13 protein-coding genes are annotated in these 15,165 nt (G+C 46.0%); 12 read left to right on the top strand and 1 reads right to left on the bottom strand.

What is annotated here, in order from left to right; genetic code table 11:
• Positions 1 to 159 precede the first annotated feature (159 nt).
• The gene (locus AC3WTL_RS15115) at positions 160 to 3,207 is read right to left on the bottom strand and encodes an efflux RND transporter permease subunit (RefSeq protein WP_252220911.1); all 3,048 of its coding nucleotides are present in this window, start codon (positions 3,205 to 3,207) and stop codon (positions 160 to 162) included.
• A 422-nt stretch (positions 3,208 to 3,629) separates the two neighbouring features.
• Between AC3WTL_RS15115 and AC3WTL_RS15110 the strand changes: the two genes are divergently transcribed.
• The 12 genes from AC3WTL_RS15110 to AC3WTL_RS15055 all read left to right on the top strand — a co-directional run bounded on the left by AC3WTL_RS15110 (position 3,630) and on the right by AC3WTL_RS15055 (position 15,162).
• Positions 3,630 to 3,935 (top strand): antibiotic biosynthesis monooxygenase family protein, encoded by a 306-nt coding sequence (locus tag AC3WTL_RS15110; RefSeq protein ID WP_048010792.1) that lies wholly within the window; start codon positions 3,630 to 3,632, stop codon positions 3,933 to 3,935.
• Entirely contained in the window at positions 3,932 to 4,297 is a 366-nt protein-coding gene (locus AC3WTL_RS15105; RefSeq protein ID WP_222498368.1) for a hypothetical protein, read from the top strand. The genes AC3WTL_RS15110 and AC3WTL_RS15105 overlap by 4 nt, the downstream gene beginning before the upstream one ends.
• Position 4,298: 1 nt before the next feature.
• A complete protein-coding gene (locus AC3WTL_RS15100; protein ID WP_222498370.1) occupies positions 4,299 to 4,943 on the top strand; it encodes a cobalamin B12-binding domain-containing protein in 645 nt (214 codons plus the stop codon).
• A complete protein-coding gene (locus AC3WTL_RS15095) occupies positions 4,930 to 5,715 on the top strand; it encodes an STAS domain-containing protein (protein WP_197204697.1) in 786 nt (261 codons plus the stop codon). Before AC3WTL_RS15100 ends, AC3WTL_RS15095 begins: the two co-directional genes overlap by 14 nt.
• 84 nt (positions 5,716 to 5,799) lie before the next feature.
• Complete coding sequence (locus AC3WTL_RS15090) at positions 5,800 to 6,798, top strand: DUF3231 family protein (RefSeq protein ID WP_252220912.1); 999 nt, start codon at positions 5,800 to 5,802, stop codon at positions 6,796 to 6,798.
• 152 nt (positions 6,799 to 6,950) lie between these two features.
• Positions 6,951 to 8,174: a benzoate/H(+) symporter BenE family transporter gene (locus AC3WTL_RS15085; RefSeq protein WP_252220913.1), complete on the top strand. Its 1,224-nt coding sequence runs from the start codon at positions 6,951 to 6,953 to the stop codon at positions 8,172 to 8,174.
• Positions 8,175 to 8,250: 76 nt separating this feature from the next.
• Positions 8,251 to 9,837, top strand: a complete 1,587-nt coding sequence (locus AC3WTL_RS15080; RefSeq protein ID WP_252220914.1) for a helix-turn-helix domain-containing protein — start codon at positions 8,251 to 8,253, stop codon at positions 9,835 to 9,837.
• Positions 9,838 to 9,945: 108 nt separating this feature from the next.
• A complete protein-coding gene (locus AC3WTL_RS15075; RefSeq protein ID WP_492369683.1) occupies positions 9,946 to 11,442 on the top strand; it encodes an aldehyde dehydrogenase family protein in 1,497 nt (498 codons plus the stop codon).
• An 11-nt stretch (positions 11,443 to 11,453) separates the two neighbouring features.
• Positions 11,454 to 12,317 carry an NAD(P)-dependent oxidoreductase gene (locus tag AC3WTL_RS15070; RefSeq protein ID WP_252220917.1) on the top strand — a complete coding sequence of 288 codons (864 nt, stop codon included), beginning with the start codon at positions 11,454 to 11,456 and terminating at the stop codon, positions 12,315 to 12,317.
• Between the two features lie 23 nt (positions 12,318 to 12,340).
• Positions 12,341 to 13,162 carry a DUF3100 domain-containing protein gene (locus tag AC3WTL_RS15065; RefSeq protein ID WP_048010783.1) on the top strand — a complete coding sequence of 274 codons (822 nt, stop codon included), beginning with the start codon at positions 12,341 to 12,343 and terminating at the stop codon, positions 13,160 to 13,162.
• On the top strand, positions 13,155 to 13,607 hold the full coding sequence (locus tag AC3WTL_RS15060; protein WP_048010782.1) for a hypothetical protein: 453 nt from the start codon (positions 13,155 to 13,157) through the stop codon (positions 13,605 to 13,607). The genes AC3WTL_RS15065 and AC3WTL_RS15060 overlap by 8 nt, the downstream gene beginning before the upstream one ends.
• A gap of 271 nt (positions 13,608 to 13,878) precedes the next feature.
• A complete protein-coding gene (locus tag AC3WTL_RS15055; RefSeq protein WP_252220919.1) occupies positions 13,879 to 15,162 on the top strand; it encodes a M20 family metallo-hydrolase in 1,284 nt (427 codons plus the stop codon).
• The last annotated feature ends 3 nt before the right edge of the window (positions 15,163 to 15,165 follow it).

The raw sequence follows: 15,165 nt of genomic DNA, 5'->3' as shown, positions 1-15,165 counted from the left end.
CGCGGCAGAGGCTTAGTTGAACCAATCGGGTTCGTAGTGTCGATTGATCGAAGCGCTAGCGGAGATCTTAGCGACACTAGAACGCGACTAACAATCAGTGGGGGATAAGGAAAACCCCCACTGATTGAAGTTTCACTTTATTGAGGGGGCTGTTCACAGTTAATTAACGGTTTCGGGAATCACTTTAACTTTTTTCTGCTTTTTCTTTAACCAGCCAAAACGGAGACTGGAAACAGAGAACAAGCGGTAAACCGCCGGAATCAGGAGAAGCGTAATAAAGGTAGCAAACAGCAGTCCGGAAATAATGACGGTTGCCATCGGCGCCTGGTAGTTGCCGGAAGTTCCCGAAGCCAAAGCAAGGGGAAGCATTCCGCCAACTGTAGTGAGAGTAGTCATGAAAATCGGACGGATGCGGTTTTTACCTGCTTCAATAAGTGCATCTTCAACAGAGAATCCTTCCTTCCGGAGCTGATTCGTACGGTCAATCAGCAGGATGGCGTTATTAAGCACGATCCCAATCAGCATAACAATACCCATTCCAGACATCACGCTCAGCTCCATTTGTGTCAGGAATAATCCAAGAATGACACCGACGATGGTCATCGGAATGACAGACATAACGATCAGCGGATGTCCAAGGTGGTTGAACTGGACAGCCATCACCAGATAGACAAGGAAAATGGCAATCGCTAAAACAAACACCATATCCATAATTAATTCCTGCTGCTGCTCAAGATCCCCGGCAGCTGCAGCACTATAGCCGGCAGGGGCTTCAAAATCATTAATCAGCTTTTGAACTTCGCGATTCACAGCCCCAAGATCTTTGCCTTCAATGTCAGCCGAAATGGAGATGAAGCGCTCCCCGTCATTATGGGAAATTTCATTCGGTGTATCGATACTTCTTAAATCAATAAAGGAAGATAATGCTTTTTCTCCCTCGGCAGTCGGAATTTTTAAGTCCAGCAGAGCTGATTTGGAATCTGTTTTCTCAGCCCACTTTAAAGCAAGCGGCACATTTTCTTCATTTATGCTCATTACTCCGACAGGCATTTCCATGAAAGCCTGTTCGATAAACTGCCTGATTTGCAGCTGGGTTAAGCCTGCTTTTTCAATTGCTTCTTCTTTTAAAACAACAACCTGCTCCTTTGATGTGCGTTCCATTGAGTTGGTCACACCGACGATGCCGTCAATCTTTTCCAGATCCTCTGTAAAATCCCCGGCAAGGTTCTGCAAATCTGCAAAATCTTCTCCCTTGATAGTTACCTGAACTGGAGAGCCTCCGCCAGCTGACATCGCACTCTGAACATTTTTCACTGGAAGAGTATCGGACAGGCTGCGAAGTTCTTTCATAATCTCTTCATTGACATCTTTCTGTTCTCTTGTAATGTCATCGCCCTTTGTCATATTGATGATCGTATAGAACATCCCGCCCTCGTCCATGACATAATTGGAATCAACATCTTCAATGGATTGCAGTTTCTGGTTGATGCCTTGAGCGATGTCTTCTTTTTCATCAGGAGAAAGCCCTGTTTCCAGGGTAACCATCAGCTCTGTGTAGCGGTTGAACATGTCCGGCATGATCGTCATCGGAATTTTCGTCACAAGCGTTAAGGAACCGGCAAACATCAGGAAGAAAATCGCAATGACTGCAAAGCTGTAGCGTTTTTTCCGGATGGCCCAGGCTACAAGACGGCTATACATACGCATAATCGGTCCTTCTTTGTGCTCTTTCTTTGGCTTGCGGAGCTTCAGCATTTTTTCCGAAAGTGAAGGAATTAATGTAAACGAGACAATAACCGAACTGATGAGCGTAATGGCTACCACAGCAGACAGCATGATCATGAATGTGCCCGCATCACCGCCAATCAGGCCGATTGGCAGGAATACCACAATTGTGGTGAGCATCGAAGCAATGACAGCTGAGGATACTTCTTTGGTTCCTTCCAGCACGGACTCAAGCTTGCCAAGGCCCTGTTCTTTCTTTCGATAGATGGACTCTATAATGACAATAGAGGAATCCACCATCATTCCGATCCCGAGACCTAGGCCAATCAGTGTCAGAATATTAAAGCTGTAATCAAAAACCCACATCGCTGTAAATGTCAGCAGGATGGAAGTCGGGATTGACAGACCGATGATAAAGGTGGCCCTTACATTCCTTAAAAAGATCAGCAGAATGGCAATGGCAATGACGCCGCCGATTAAAATGTTGCCGGTCACGCCGTCAATCGATTCCTGCACATAATCTGCCTGTGCCACCATTTCATTCAGTTCAAAGCCTTTTACCAGACCGTCTTTGCGAATGTTCTTCACCTCATCACGGACCGCGGCTGCCATTTCAATTTGTGTGGAATCAGCTGCGCGTCCCACCTGGACAAAAATGAAATCTTTCGTGCCGTTTTTCCATACAAAGGATGAGCTTTCAACCGGCTGAAATTTAACATCTGCCACATCTTTCAAATCAACAAATCCATTTTGTGAGGGGATTGTGATATTCTGTACATCTGCGGCATTTTCCAGCTTCGTATTCCAGCGAAGGGAAGGAGAGCTGGCATCACTGCTGAGTTCTCCCAGTGTGGCTTCGCTGTTAACCTGCTGAATAGCTCCGATCACAGCTGCTGAATCCAGTCCTTTTTCAGCCAATTTGCTGCGGTCCAATTCAATGAGTACCTCGTGCTCCTGAACCCCTGCAAGCGATACATCCCGGACTTCCGGCAATGCTTCCAGGCGCGGCTCCAGAACTTTAGCAGCAAAAGCCGTCATCTCTTCCATGCTGCCGCCGGATACATCCATATAAAATTCATAGCTTTGAGTGGTACCGTACTGACCTGCTGTAACATCTGTAATCGCGGCATTGTCGCCCTTTGCTGCGTTGGCAGCTGCCTCTACTTCATTAAAAAGCTCATCGCCCAGGCCTTCATCGAACGTAATTTGAAGTGAGCTCCGTCCGATCGCAGTTGTAGAGTCTACCGACTCGACTCCGTCAATCCCCCTGATCTGCTGCTCCAGGGGAATGGTGATCGATCGCTCCACTTCAGCCGCTGCCATCTCCCCGGCGCTGACCTCTACATAGGCGCCATCCATCGTCACAGGCGGCATCAGCTCTTTATCCAAGTCCATAATGGAATAGCTGCCGATAGCGAGAATTAATACCGTCATCAGGGCAACCAAAATCTTTCTCTGCACAATCAATTTTAAGAATTTCATTAACATTCTCCTTACTCCCTAATAGTGAAAATTTGCACCCAAGATCTAATTATACAGAGGTTAGTAGGTAGTAATAACTACTTTTTCTTAAATTTTCCAATAATTCGTCCGACCTATTTCGCCAAAATGCGATCTTGTTTGCAGGAAAAACTTAACAATTCTTACAGATACTATCTTAATCGGGATCAAGAGAAGGCATAACGAGCCAGAGACATATCTTGCTATCAGACTTAAGGCTGATAAGAAGCTTAAGGACGACAAACTTGAGAGCGGAGGGGAGTGGCAAAAGCAGATGGCGAAAATGTAAATTAACATCAGCTATATCCCCGCTCCCCCCAACTCATAACCCTCTCAAAATGACAATCACAAACAGTGTGTTATACTGAAGAAGCCATAAAACTCCCAAAATTGGAGGAGAGTTCATGTACACTGTTTTTTCAACATTTGACGTTCCCGATGAAAAATCGGAAGAAGTCATTCGCATATATAAAAATCGCTCGCGGTCGGTCGACCAGGCAGAGGGGTTTGTCGATTTTCTGCTGCTGCAGAATGATAAACGCGCCGGCGAACTGACTGTGCAGCTCATTTTTGATACAAAAGAAAACTATTTAAACTGGGTCCGGAGCGAGGATTTTAAAAGAATCCATGATTTGGAAAAGAAATATCCGGATCAGGAACTGGCTGCTGTGATTCCAAAAGTAGCGCAATACAAGGTGGTGGCTAAGTGAATCATGATAGGGTCGTAAATAGTGTAACCGAGAAAATTTATGAGCGTGAGCCTTCCCTTCTCGAACGGTTTGGCGAACAGGGGAAAGAGAAGTGCCGTGAAGATAATCATCATCATATGAAGCATTTGGAGACAGCTTATGAGCTGGATCAGTCCTCTTTTTTCAATGATTATGCAGTCTGGCTTAATGGCATATTAACCAGGCATGGGATGAAAACCCGGCATCTAATCGACAACTTCGAAATCATTCAGACTGTGCTGGCTAAAGAAAAAGAGTCTGCGGAGAAGGCAGAACGGTTCCATCTTTACCTGGCGGAAGCTATCGCTGTCTTGAAGGGTGAACCAGCGGAAGGGGGCGCGTAGGATGCAGCAGGCAGAAATACTTGCTTCCTTATTACTTGAAGGTAATTCCGTGAAAGTTTGGGAAAATATCCGAAAATACCCGCAGCTGTCTCGTATCGAGGTTTATCAAAATCTGATTACACCTGCGATGCAGCACATCGGCCACCTGTGGGAGACGAATCAAATCACAGTGGCGGATGAGCATCTGGCAACAGCTACATGTGATTTTGTATTGTCCAAACTCGCTTACCAAAGTGAAAAAAGACAATCAAGCCAAAAAGCCATGTTTCTCTGTCTGGATGGGGAACAGCACTATATTGGCCTAAAAATGGTCAACAGCCTTTTTGAAGAGCATGGCTGGGAGACGAAGTATTTTGGTCCAAGCCTGCCTTTGGAATATGCGCTTAAGACGGCAAAAGACTGGAAGCCAAGCGTAATCGGCCTGTCAGTCACCATCGTCTATCACCTGCCGAAGCTGAAGGAATATGCCGAGGCATTTGCCAAACTTCCGCATAAGCCGGCTGTTATCCTTGGCGGGCGATTAGCAGGGAAGTATGACCTGCTGCCGTATTGTTCCGATCGTACAGTTATCCTTAAAGATTTGCCGGAAACAAAGAAATGGCTCCAAAATTATGAAGCGGGAGGACAGCAAAATGCAATATTTTAATCATGCACTTCCGCTAGCGTTTTTAAAAGCTGACAGGAACGGAAAAATAGTAAGCTACTCCACTATCGCACGGGAAAGCTTTGACCTGAGCGGGGGGCACCTAAAAGGGATCATCGATGAAGAAAGCATTGAAAAGCTTATTCAGTACAGCTGGGAGCCCGGTGTGAATCCTGTGAAACTGGAACTGAATATGAAAACCAGGGAAATGCCTCTCTGTTTATTTGAGGTTCATATCCAATGGGACAGCGAGGATTATGCCAATATGCTGTTTCTGCCCAAGGACAGTTCAAACGAAGGACTGATGGATAAACTGATGCAATTGCAGCAGCGCCTCACCTCCACCGACTTTGAACTTTTGGAGAAAAAGGAAGAGCTGGAGCAGGTGCTGACCCGCCTGAATCAATTGTCCGGGCCGTTTATCCCGCTGTCTGAAACACTTTGCCTGATCCCTTTATTTGGCGATATAACTGCAGATAAAATTAACATTATTTCTGAAAGCTGCCTAAAGGCTGTTTTTGCAGGCGAATATGACGAAATTCTTTTTGATCTGACAGCTGTTGGGGAAATTGAAGGGAAAGGCATCGAGAAATTCACTCAGCTGATTAAAACATTGAATTTCATGACAGGCAGTATCATCAAATTGATTGGCATAAAGCCAAACCTGGCAGAAGTGCTGAATAACTATAAGCTTGATGAATGGGTGCAGATCGATCAATCCCTGAAGCAGGTCTTAAATATCTATTTTAATCGGAACGAGCTGGGGGCCTCTTAAGGGGTCTTTTTTTCTTGCAGAAAAATGCATGATTTTTATAAATGAAGGGAGCATAGTAATAACTTAAATGATGGGGGAAAAATCATGCCTGAAAGACCACCAATTACGTCTAATGAACTGGCTACACTCTGGATGACATATCAGCAGAAAACCATGTTATTTAGAATGCTCGATTACTTTATTGAAAAAGCGGAAGAAGAAGAGGCCAAGAAAATCATGGCCGATTTAAGAGGAGAAGTTCAGGTTGTTATTCAAAAGATTGCTCAAATATTAAAGGAAGAAGGTGCGGCCATTCCTGTCGGATTTACCGAACAGGATGTTGTGCCTGATGCTCCGGCCCTATTCGCCAACGGGTTTGATATCATGTTTGTGCGTCTCATGAAATCGATCAGCATGGGGCTGCACACTCTGCATTTAAGCATGTCTTACCGGGAAGATATCATCTTACTGTATAGAGAGCTTACCGCCATGACCCAGGAATATTCCAAAAAATGCACCCAATACTTACTGGGAAAAGGTCTGCTGATCCGTGCGCCTTTTGTGACCATGCCTGAAAAAGTTGAATTTGTAAAGGATACAAATTATTTAAAGGGTACAAACTTACTGGGAAGCAAACGGACAATCAATACGGTTGAGCTGAGCCAGTTATATTTTACGATTGAAGCCAATATGATGGGCATGCAGATGATTACGGGCTTTGCACAATGTGCCCAGGAAAAAGAAGTAAGGAAGTTTTTTTCAGAAGGCGTGGAACTGGCAAAAGGGATTATTAGCGAATTCACGGACATGCTGCTGGAAGATGGAATTCAAACCCCCCTTGGTCCAGGCGGCCAAGCTACCCGTTCTACTGCTGCCCCGTTCTCCGATAAGCTCATGATGTACTGCATCAGCCTGTTTTGCAGCTTTTCGATCGGAAAAAATGCCATTGGAACAGCCTTCAGTTTAAGAAACGACATTCCGGCCAAAGCCGCCATCTTTACAAAAGACATATTCGAATACGCCCACCGCGGCGCCAAAATCATGATCCAAAACGGCTGGATGGAAGAACCCCCGCAAATGGAAGAACGCAGAAATCTCATATAGGGTGACAGGCACCACCCGAAATTTGTCGAAACAGAGAAATATCCTTGAGAGGGTATTTCTTTTTTTTGTTTCTGAAAACTAAATAGTTTGACAATTACCCCGTTTAAAATCATGATAGTAAGTAAAATATTCGAAAGTCGGGGGCAGAAAAAATGGGTTTGCCGAAGGAGAGGCATAACGGATACAGTCAGGCGGAACAAAAGGGTTCCTTTATAAGGGATTTAAATGCTGAAAACATATCATCGGGAATCATTGCAAGTACGCTGGTCATGACGGGGCCGGCCCTGATCATCCTGCAGGCAGCATCAGCAGGTGGATTCACGAATCAGCAGACGATTAACTGGATGTTTGCGGTTTATTTTTTCGGTGGTGTCTACAGCATCCTCATGCCGCTTCTATATCGTATTCCGATTACTGGGGGGCATTCGATTACAGGTGCAGCATTTCTGGCGACGGTGACTGCGCAATACTCGTATCCTGAGCTGATTGGCGGGTATGTAATGTCCGGGCTGCTGATTTTACTGGTAGGCATTTCAGGTCTGTTTACAAAAATCATTGGCTGGGTGCCGAAAGAAGTCATTGCCTCCATGCTTGGCGGGCTCGTTGCCGGGTATGTTGTGAAGCTCGTGCCTGCCATACAGGAAATGCCTGTTGTCGGAGGAGCGGCGTTAGTCAGTTTTCTGCTTTTTACGAGATATGTGAAAAAGTTCCCTCCTGTGCTCGCAGCAGTTGCGGCCGCCTTTGCCGCATTGTTTTTGACAGCCGATGTACATCCGGCCAAAGAGATAGCGTATTTTCTGCCGTCTCTTCAGATGCCCGAATTCAGCTGGATGGGGATTGTAACCATTGCCCTCCCGCTCGCGATGCTGATTCTGAGCAATGATGCAGCACCAGGAATCGGGGCATTGGAAAGCGAAGATTTCAAGCCCCCTATTCGGAAAATCGTCTCATCAAGCGGCGTCTTCTCCGTAATCACCAGCTTCTTTGGCGGACAGTGTGCCAATATCGCCGGCATGATGAGCGCCATCTGTGCCGGACCGGATTCAGGGCCCAGGGAGAAAAGGTATATGGGAGCAGTGGTGTCAGGTGTAATTACGATTGTGTTTGGGATATTCGCCTGGAAAATCGTGCCCTTTATCCAGTCGCTTCCGCAGGCATTTGTCTCACTGCTCGCCGGGTTCGCCCTGATTGGCGTCCTCCATTCCAGCCTGCAAACGGGCTTTTCCGGAAACCGGTACAGGCTAAGTGCCCTCGCAGCCTTCATCGTCACTTTATCAGGCGTGAGCTTTCTTCATATAAGCGCTCCTGTTTGGGGACTTGTTGCGGGGGCGATATTGGCGCGGACAATAGAGAGGCAGTTAATTGAAAAAGGATAGTTTGTCAGAAAAATAGATAGGTTGAACAATAATAGATTGTATGACATTCACCAGCCTATTAGAAAGGAGAACTGCTATGACCATCATGCAGGATAAGATCTCAAGCCTCCTGGAAATTAATCGCAGTTTAACCCAGTCTCTTGAACTGGAGGAGATACTAAAGAGGCTGGTACAAGCAGCCTTTGATTTAGTAGATCATGCTGACACAACCATTCTTTACACATTAAAGGAAGATGGATTATTGCATTTTTCCAGCGGGGTTGGGGTGGAGACAGGCTTTATGAGCCAGGTGAAGTTTGAGCCGGGTGAATCCTTGACGGGGCAGGTATTTCTGACTAAAAAGGGCCTAATTGCATCAGGAAATGAGTTCAGGGAGCATATGAGCCGTATGTCTGAGACAAATTATGTTCATTTTTTTAATGGAGTCTACCGACGTGAAGTGAAGAGCGGTATCGTCGTCCCATTGGTTTATAAGGAGAATTGTATTGGTGTGCTTGTGGTGGATAACTTCGACAAGGATGTACAGTTTATTGAAGCCGACTTTCAAGTGCTGGAGGTGGTGGCAGACCAGGCGGCTATTGCTATCATGAACTCGAAGCTTTACGAAGAAGTGAGGCGGAAAAATGAGGAACTGAGCCAATCCCTTGAAATCCACCGGAAATTCACGAAGATTCTGCTGGAGGGGAGGGGAACTTCCTATATCCTGGATACGATCAGTCACATATTGGGCTCCTCTGTAATCTTTGCAGAGTCACCAATAAATCCATCCAGTTCTTTCCCGATCATAAACTCCAACGAACTCTTCGGATATTTTCTCCTTGATAAGCCAGTTGAACGTTTGACAAATATACAGAAGGCTGCTCTTGAACACGCTTCAACGGCTTTGTCACTGGAGTTTGTCAGGCAGAATACGCTTTTTGAAAAAGAGATGCACCTAAGAGAAGAGGTCTTTCATGATTTGATTAATGGCGGACGTCTGAATGCAAGGATTCTGGAAAAGTTTCGCATGAATGAGAAAAGCAGCATCTCCTGTATGATGGTGGACTGCAAGTCTGGATTTCTATGGGATGCTGCTTCCATCCTTCAGAAAGAAAAGCTTATCCTGTCAATCGAGCAGACCCTGAATAAATACTGTGAAACCTCAATCGTTTTTACGAAATCAAACCAGATCATTGCTCTCCTGGTGAATGGACGAAAAAAGTATGACCAGTTTCTAGCTGCTGATATTCAGAAAAAAGTGAGCAGAGCTATCATTGGTTTGGGCAGAGAGGTTGCTCTAACAGATATGACAGATACTTATCAGGAAGCTGCCGAAGCTTTATCATTTGCTAAAAACCATCAGCACAAAACCTTCATCACTTATTCTGAGCTTGGTGCTGAAAGACTGTGGCTCAACACCGACCGCAGTTTGCTGAATAAATTTGTCTCCGATAAAATAGGCCCTCTTTTAAGAATGGAGCCTGAATATTTAAAAACGATGCAAGCCTTTCTGGCAAATAATCAAAGCCATAAACAAACAGCAGAAGAGATGCATATCCATCCCAATACCCTTGCATACCGGCTGAAAAAAATCGAGAGCGAGCTGCAGCTGGATTTTTCCCGGAAAGAAGATTGGATTACAGTGGTCCTGGCCTTCCAGATTTTCGACTTTTTAAATCCTTAATTAGGGATTGCCACAAAGAATGGGAGGAATATTTGTCTATCGGCACGTGTACATGGAATATTCTAAATATTATAATAATCTCAACTTAAAAGGATAAGGGGAGATTGGATGAGTACAGAGATTAATAGCCAGAAAACTGTGGAAGGGAATGCTGGTGCAGAAACTTTTTACAATTATATTGGCGGGGAATGGGTTCCTTCTGTGACAGGGGAAACGTATTCCAGTTTGAATCCTGCCCATACAGACGAGGTACTGGGTTACTTTCAGAAATCGAATGAGATTGATGTGCAAAAAGCAGTCGAGAGTGCAAAGAGAGCATTTCCCGAATGGAAAAATACATCTCCAATCAGCCGGGGGGACATCCTTTTTAAACTGATCTTTCTCATCCAGCAGGAAAAAGAGGAATTAGCAGAAATTATTACGAAGGAAGTAGGCAAAACGATCGAGGCAGCCCGAAAGGAAGTGGATGCAACGGTTCAGGCTCTAAAGCATTTCAGCGGTGAGGCTAACCGGATTTCAGGTGAAACTGTGCCTGCAATTGATCCGAAAACCTTTGCCTGCACGATTCAGGAGCCGCTGGGAGTGGTGGCTGTCGTTACGCCATTTAATTTTCCGCTCGGAATCGCCATTTATAAAATTGCACCTTCCATGCTTGCGGGAAATACGATCATCTATAAGGCCGCAAGTGACACGTCTTTTATCGCAGTGAAGGTAGTCGAGCTGTTCGAAAAGGCTGGAATGCCAGCGGGCGTGCTGAATATGATCACGGGCCCGGGTTCTGTCGTAGGAGAAGAGCTTGGAACCAATCCGGAAATTAAGGCAGTCTCATTTACAGGCTCCTCTGATGTGGGGATCCATCTTGGCAAGCTTGTGACAGCACATGGCGGAAAAATGCAGGCCGAAATGGGCGGGAAGAACGCGACGGTCATATTGGAGGATGCCAATCTGGAAGAGGCTGTCCAGAGTGTGGTCATCAGCGGATTTTACAATAACGGCCAAAGCTGTACGGGAACCAGCCGCGTGATTGTGCCCCGGTCCATTTCGCGAAAGGTCATTGAGTTATTAGTTGAAAAAGCGAAGCAAGTAAAAGTCGGCAATGGGGTTCGGGAAGGATATGACAACGGTGCGGTTGCTAATAAGCATCAATTGAATACGTATCTCCATTATGTGAATAGCGCCATCGAAGAAGGAGCTGTGCTTGAATATGGCGGAAAGCAGCTGACAGATGGCGATATGGCAAATGGCTATTTCGTTGCTCCGACAGTTTTCAGTAAAGTGACAAAGGATTTTACAATCGCCCAGGAAGAGATTTTCGGTCCTGTTGTGGCTGTGATGGAAGTGGATTCTTATGACGAGGCGATTGAGCTTGCAAATGATACGGACTTTGGCCTGTCATCTGCCATTTTTACGAATGACCTTCAAAAAGCATTCGATTTTGTCCGGAAAATTGAAACAGGCGTCACGCACGTGAATATCCCATCCAACCATTATGAAAACCAGCTTCCGTTTGGCGGCAAAAAAACGTCCAGCATCGGGCCGCGTGAACAGGGCAGTACGGCATTGGATTTCTGGCTTGATACAAAAACAGTTTATATCAAACCTTAAGGAGGGAGAGGATGAAAAACATAGGCGTAATTGGCTGCGGGGCCATGGGAAAGGGCCTTGTGAAAAATTTAATTAAAAACGGGTATAAGGTGTATGCTTATGATCCAAGTCAGGATGCACTTGCGAAATGCGAGGCGCTGGGGGCCATTCCCCAGCCTTCTCCTTTCGAGGCAGCAAGTCAGGCAGATCTAGTAATTTCTTCATTGCCTGGACCAAGTATTGTGAAGGATGTTATGATGGGTGGAAGCGGAGTCTTTTCTGCTTTAAAGCCTCACAGTTTTGTGCTGGATATGAGCACCATTGACCCAAAAACAGCCCAGGAATTGAATCAGGCTGCAAAGGCGAACGCCATCCATTTTTATGACTGTCCGTTAAGCGGGGGACCAAAGGGTGCTGATGCCGGTACGCTGACCATAATGGTTGGGGGAGACGATAAATACTTGCCGGACATTCGCCCGGTCCTGGAAAGTGTTGGAAAAGATATTTTTCTGCTCGGTCCTTCAGGATCAGGCCAGGTGGCGAAGCTGTGCCACAATATGCTGGTTGCTTTAACGACTGCAGGCCTGGGGGAGGTCCTTGCAGTGGGGGAGAAAGCAGGTGTCAGCCGATCTCAGCTGGCGGAAGTCATTCAAAGCGGGTCTGCACATAATCGCGTTCTGACCGTATTCGGTGAGAATATCCTTCAGCATACATACGGGAATGTGCTGTTCAGCCTGGAGCACATGAATAAGGATATTCACTTATACAAAGAAACAGCCGAATTTTATAGCGAAGACTCTCCTTTGGGTCAGCTGGTGTGCGATATCTATGAAAAGGCGATGGAGCAAGGGAAGGGCAAGCTTGATTCTTCCGCTGTGTGCGGATCTATCTTGTAATCTTTTAATCTAGGGGGGAAAACATGAAAAATGAAAAGACAGAAATTTTAAAAGATTGGCGCTTGCATGCCGTTGTGCTGGTTCTGGTTGCGGCTACCGAAGCGATTGGACAGATCAGCTTTAAAGTAGGCGCAGGGGTTATTCTGCTGCTGCCTATGCTTTATGCTTTTTTCCTGGGGCTGGGTCTTTACTTCACTCCGCTTATTAAGGAAAAACAGGCTAAAAATGCAGAGCCCCTCATCGTGCTTGGGGTTACTCTTTTAATTGCAAAAATTGGCGTAACAATTGGGCCGCAAATCGAGGCAATCATTGCAGCGGGGCCATCTTTATTGCTGCAGGAACTTGGTAACCTGGGAACGATCTTATTTGCACTGCCAGTGGCCATTTTTCTTGGCTTTAAAAGAGAAGCCATTGGCATGACCCACTCGATTGGCCGGGAGCCGAACGTCGGGCTGATTATGAATAAATACGGATTTGATTCGCCAGAAGGCAGAGGAGTAATGGCTATTTATATTTTCGGTACTGTGTTTGGTGCTGCCTTCCTGGGGTTGATTTCCGGATTCCTGGCGACCATTACCCCGCTCCATCCGCTGTCATTCGCGATGGCATCGGGTGTAGGAAGCGGCAGCATGATGGCGGCAGCCAGCGGATCGCTCGTCGCTGCCTTCCCTGAAATGGAGGCGCAGATTGTTGCCTTCGCAGGCGCCAGTAACCTGCTTTCACTTTCAACGGGTCTGTATGCCAGTATTTTTATTGGATTGCCTCTTACTGAGAAGCTGTACAGCATCATGATGAAACGCAAAGAGAAAAAGGCTTCGGACAAAGGGGGAGATATCCATGCTTAAAAATATCACTGAATGGTTTTTGATATTGGCGATTTTTGGTCTTTCAGCGCTGATCGGAAACTGGGTAGGCTACGATATCCTGCCGTCTGCAGCTATTCCTGGCATGCTTGTTTTAATTGTCATCAGTGTGCTGGGCCTGATTCTAGAAAAAGTGCTGCCAGGCAATATCCCGAGCGTCGGATATATCGGAATTATTGGAATCATTGTTTCCATTCCGGGAGTACCGGGATCTGAATATGTTGTCGAATGGACAACTCAGGTGAATATCCTCGCTCTTGCTACCCCGATTCTCGCTTATGCAGGCATCTCAATCGGAAAGAACTGGGCTGACTTTTCCAAGCTGGGCTGGAGAAGCATTATTGTCGCAGTTTTCGTGTTCTTCGGAACCTTCATTGGATCTGCAGTAATTGCCGAGATTATTCTGCGGATGCAGGGAATTATTTAATGATTTGCGGCCTGGCAGGTGGATATCTGCCGGGTTTTTTGCTCTGAATCAGGCATAAAGTCATTATTTGGGCACTGTTTCTAAAGATATCGGCCGCTTTAACAGATTTATCGGTCAGATTAATAATTTATCGGTTACTTTTTTGATATATCGGTCAAAATTCTATTTTATCGGTCAGTTTTCCTATATATCGGTCACTTCGCGCAGAGTCAACATTCCAATAATCTCACAGTATTAACAGTATCCAAAAAAATAAGAAAGAGTGAAACCCATGAACCTTTATCAACAGTTATTAAAAGATTATGACCAAGAACTTACTCATTCGGGTGTAAACGGCGAAAGATTGGCCTCAAGACTAGATGAGCTTTCAAGGATAGGCCTCATGGACAGCGGCGGGGTGACCCGCCCGGGCTATTCTGCCGAAGAGAAAGAAGCGAAAGAGCTGGTAATCAAGTGGATGAAAAACGCTGGTCTTACTGTGACTGAAGATGGAGCAGGAAATGTATTCGGCAGATTGGAAGGCAAAACAGCAGGACCCTCAATCGCTTCCGGTTCCCATGTTGACAGTGTTCCAAATGGAGGGCACTTCGATGGGCCGTTAGGGGTTCTCTCAGCATTGGAAGTTGCCGAGTCATGGAGAGAAACAGGATTCATACCGGAGAAGCCGTACGAGATTGTTATTTTTTCAGATGAAGAGGGTTCGAGATTCAAGAGCAGCTTAACAGGCAGCCGGGCATTTATGGGTCAGCTGAAGCCGGAGGAAATGGATAGCCTGCATGATGAAAATGGCAAATCGTTTCGGGAAGTATTGACCGAATATGGCAGCAGTGCGGAAGAGTGCTTAAAGGCAGGAAGATACGGGCGTGAATTCGAAACCTTTGTGGAAGTCCATATCGAGCAGGGAATGGTGCTGGAAAGAGAGAATCAGCCAGTTGGAGTGGTAAATGGCATTGCAGGGCCAGCCTCGCTGGAGGTTACCTTTACAGGAGAAGCTGGACATGCAGGAAATACGCCGATGGCTGGACGCAGAGATCCCTTAGTGGCTGCCTCATTATTTGTAGCGGCCATCGAGAATTTTCCAAAGCAGATCAGTGATACAGCTGTTGCCACTGTCGGCAAGCTGGACGTGCATCCAAATGGCTTTAATGTCATTGCACAGGAAGTAATATTAACAGTGGATATCCGGGATATTTTTGAAGAAACCCGTGATCAGCTGCTTGATCTAATTAAGACTGAAGCGGTGAAAATTGCAGAGGAACGAGGTATTGAAGTGCAAATGAACCTGAATGCCAAAATTAAACCTCTGCCAATTAGTGAAGTTTTGCAGGCTGGTATTGCAGAATCGCTTGAGAAGTTCGATATAACCCCCGTTTACATCCCAAGCGGTGCCGGCCATGACACCATGATCGTCGGAACCGAAGTGCCGGCCGCCATGCTGTTCGTCCGCAGCAGGGATGGCATCAGCCACAATCCGCGGGAATGGACGTCATTAAATGACTGTGTATATGGTGTACATGTTTTGAAACATTTTGTTGAAGGGCTTATGAAAAAATAGTAA

Source organism: Cytobacillus sp. EB106-05-05-XG126 (genome assembly GCF_058791715.1).
The sequence above is the reverse complement of the archived record's forward strand: the minus strand, read 5'-3'. Positions and strand labels throughout refer to the sequence as shown.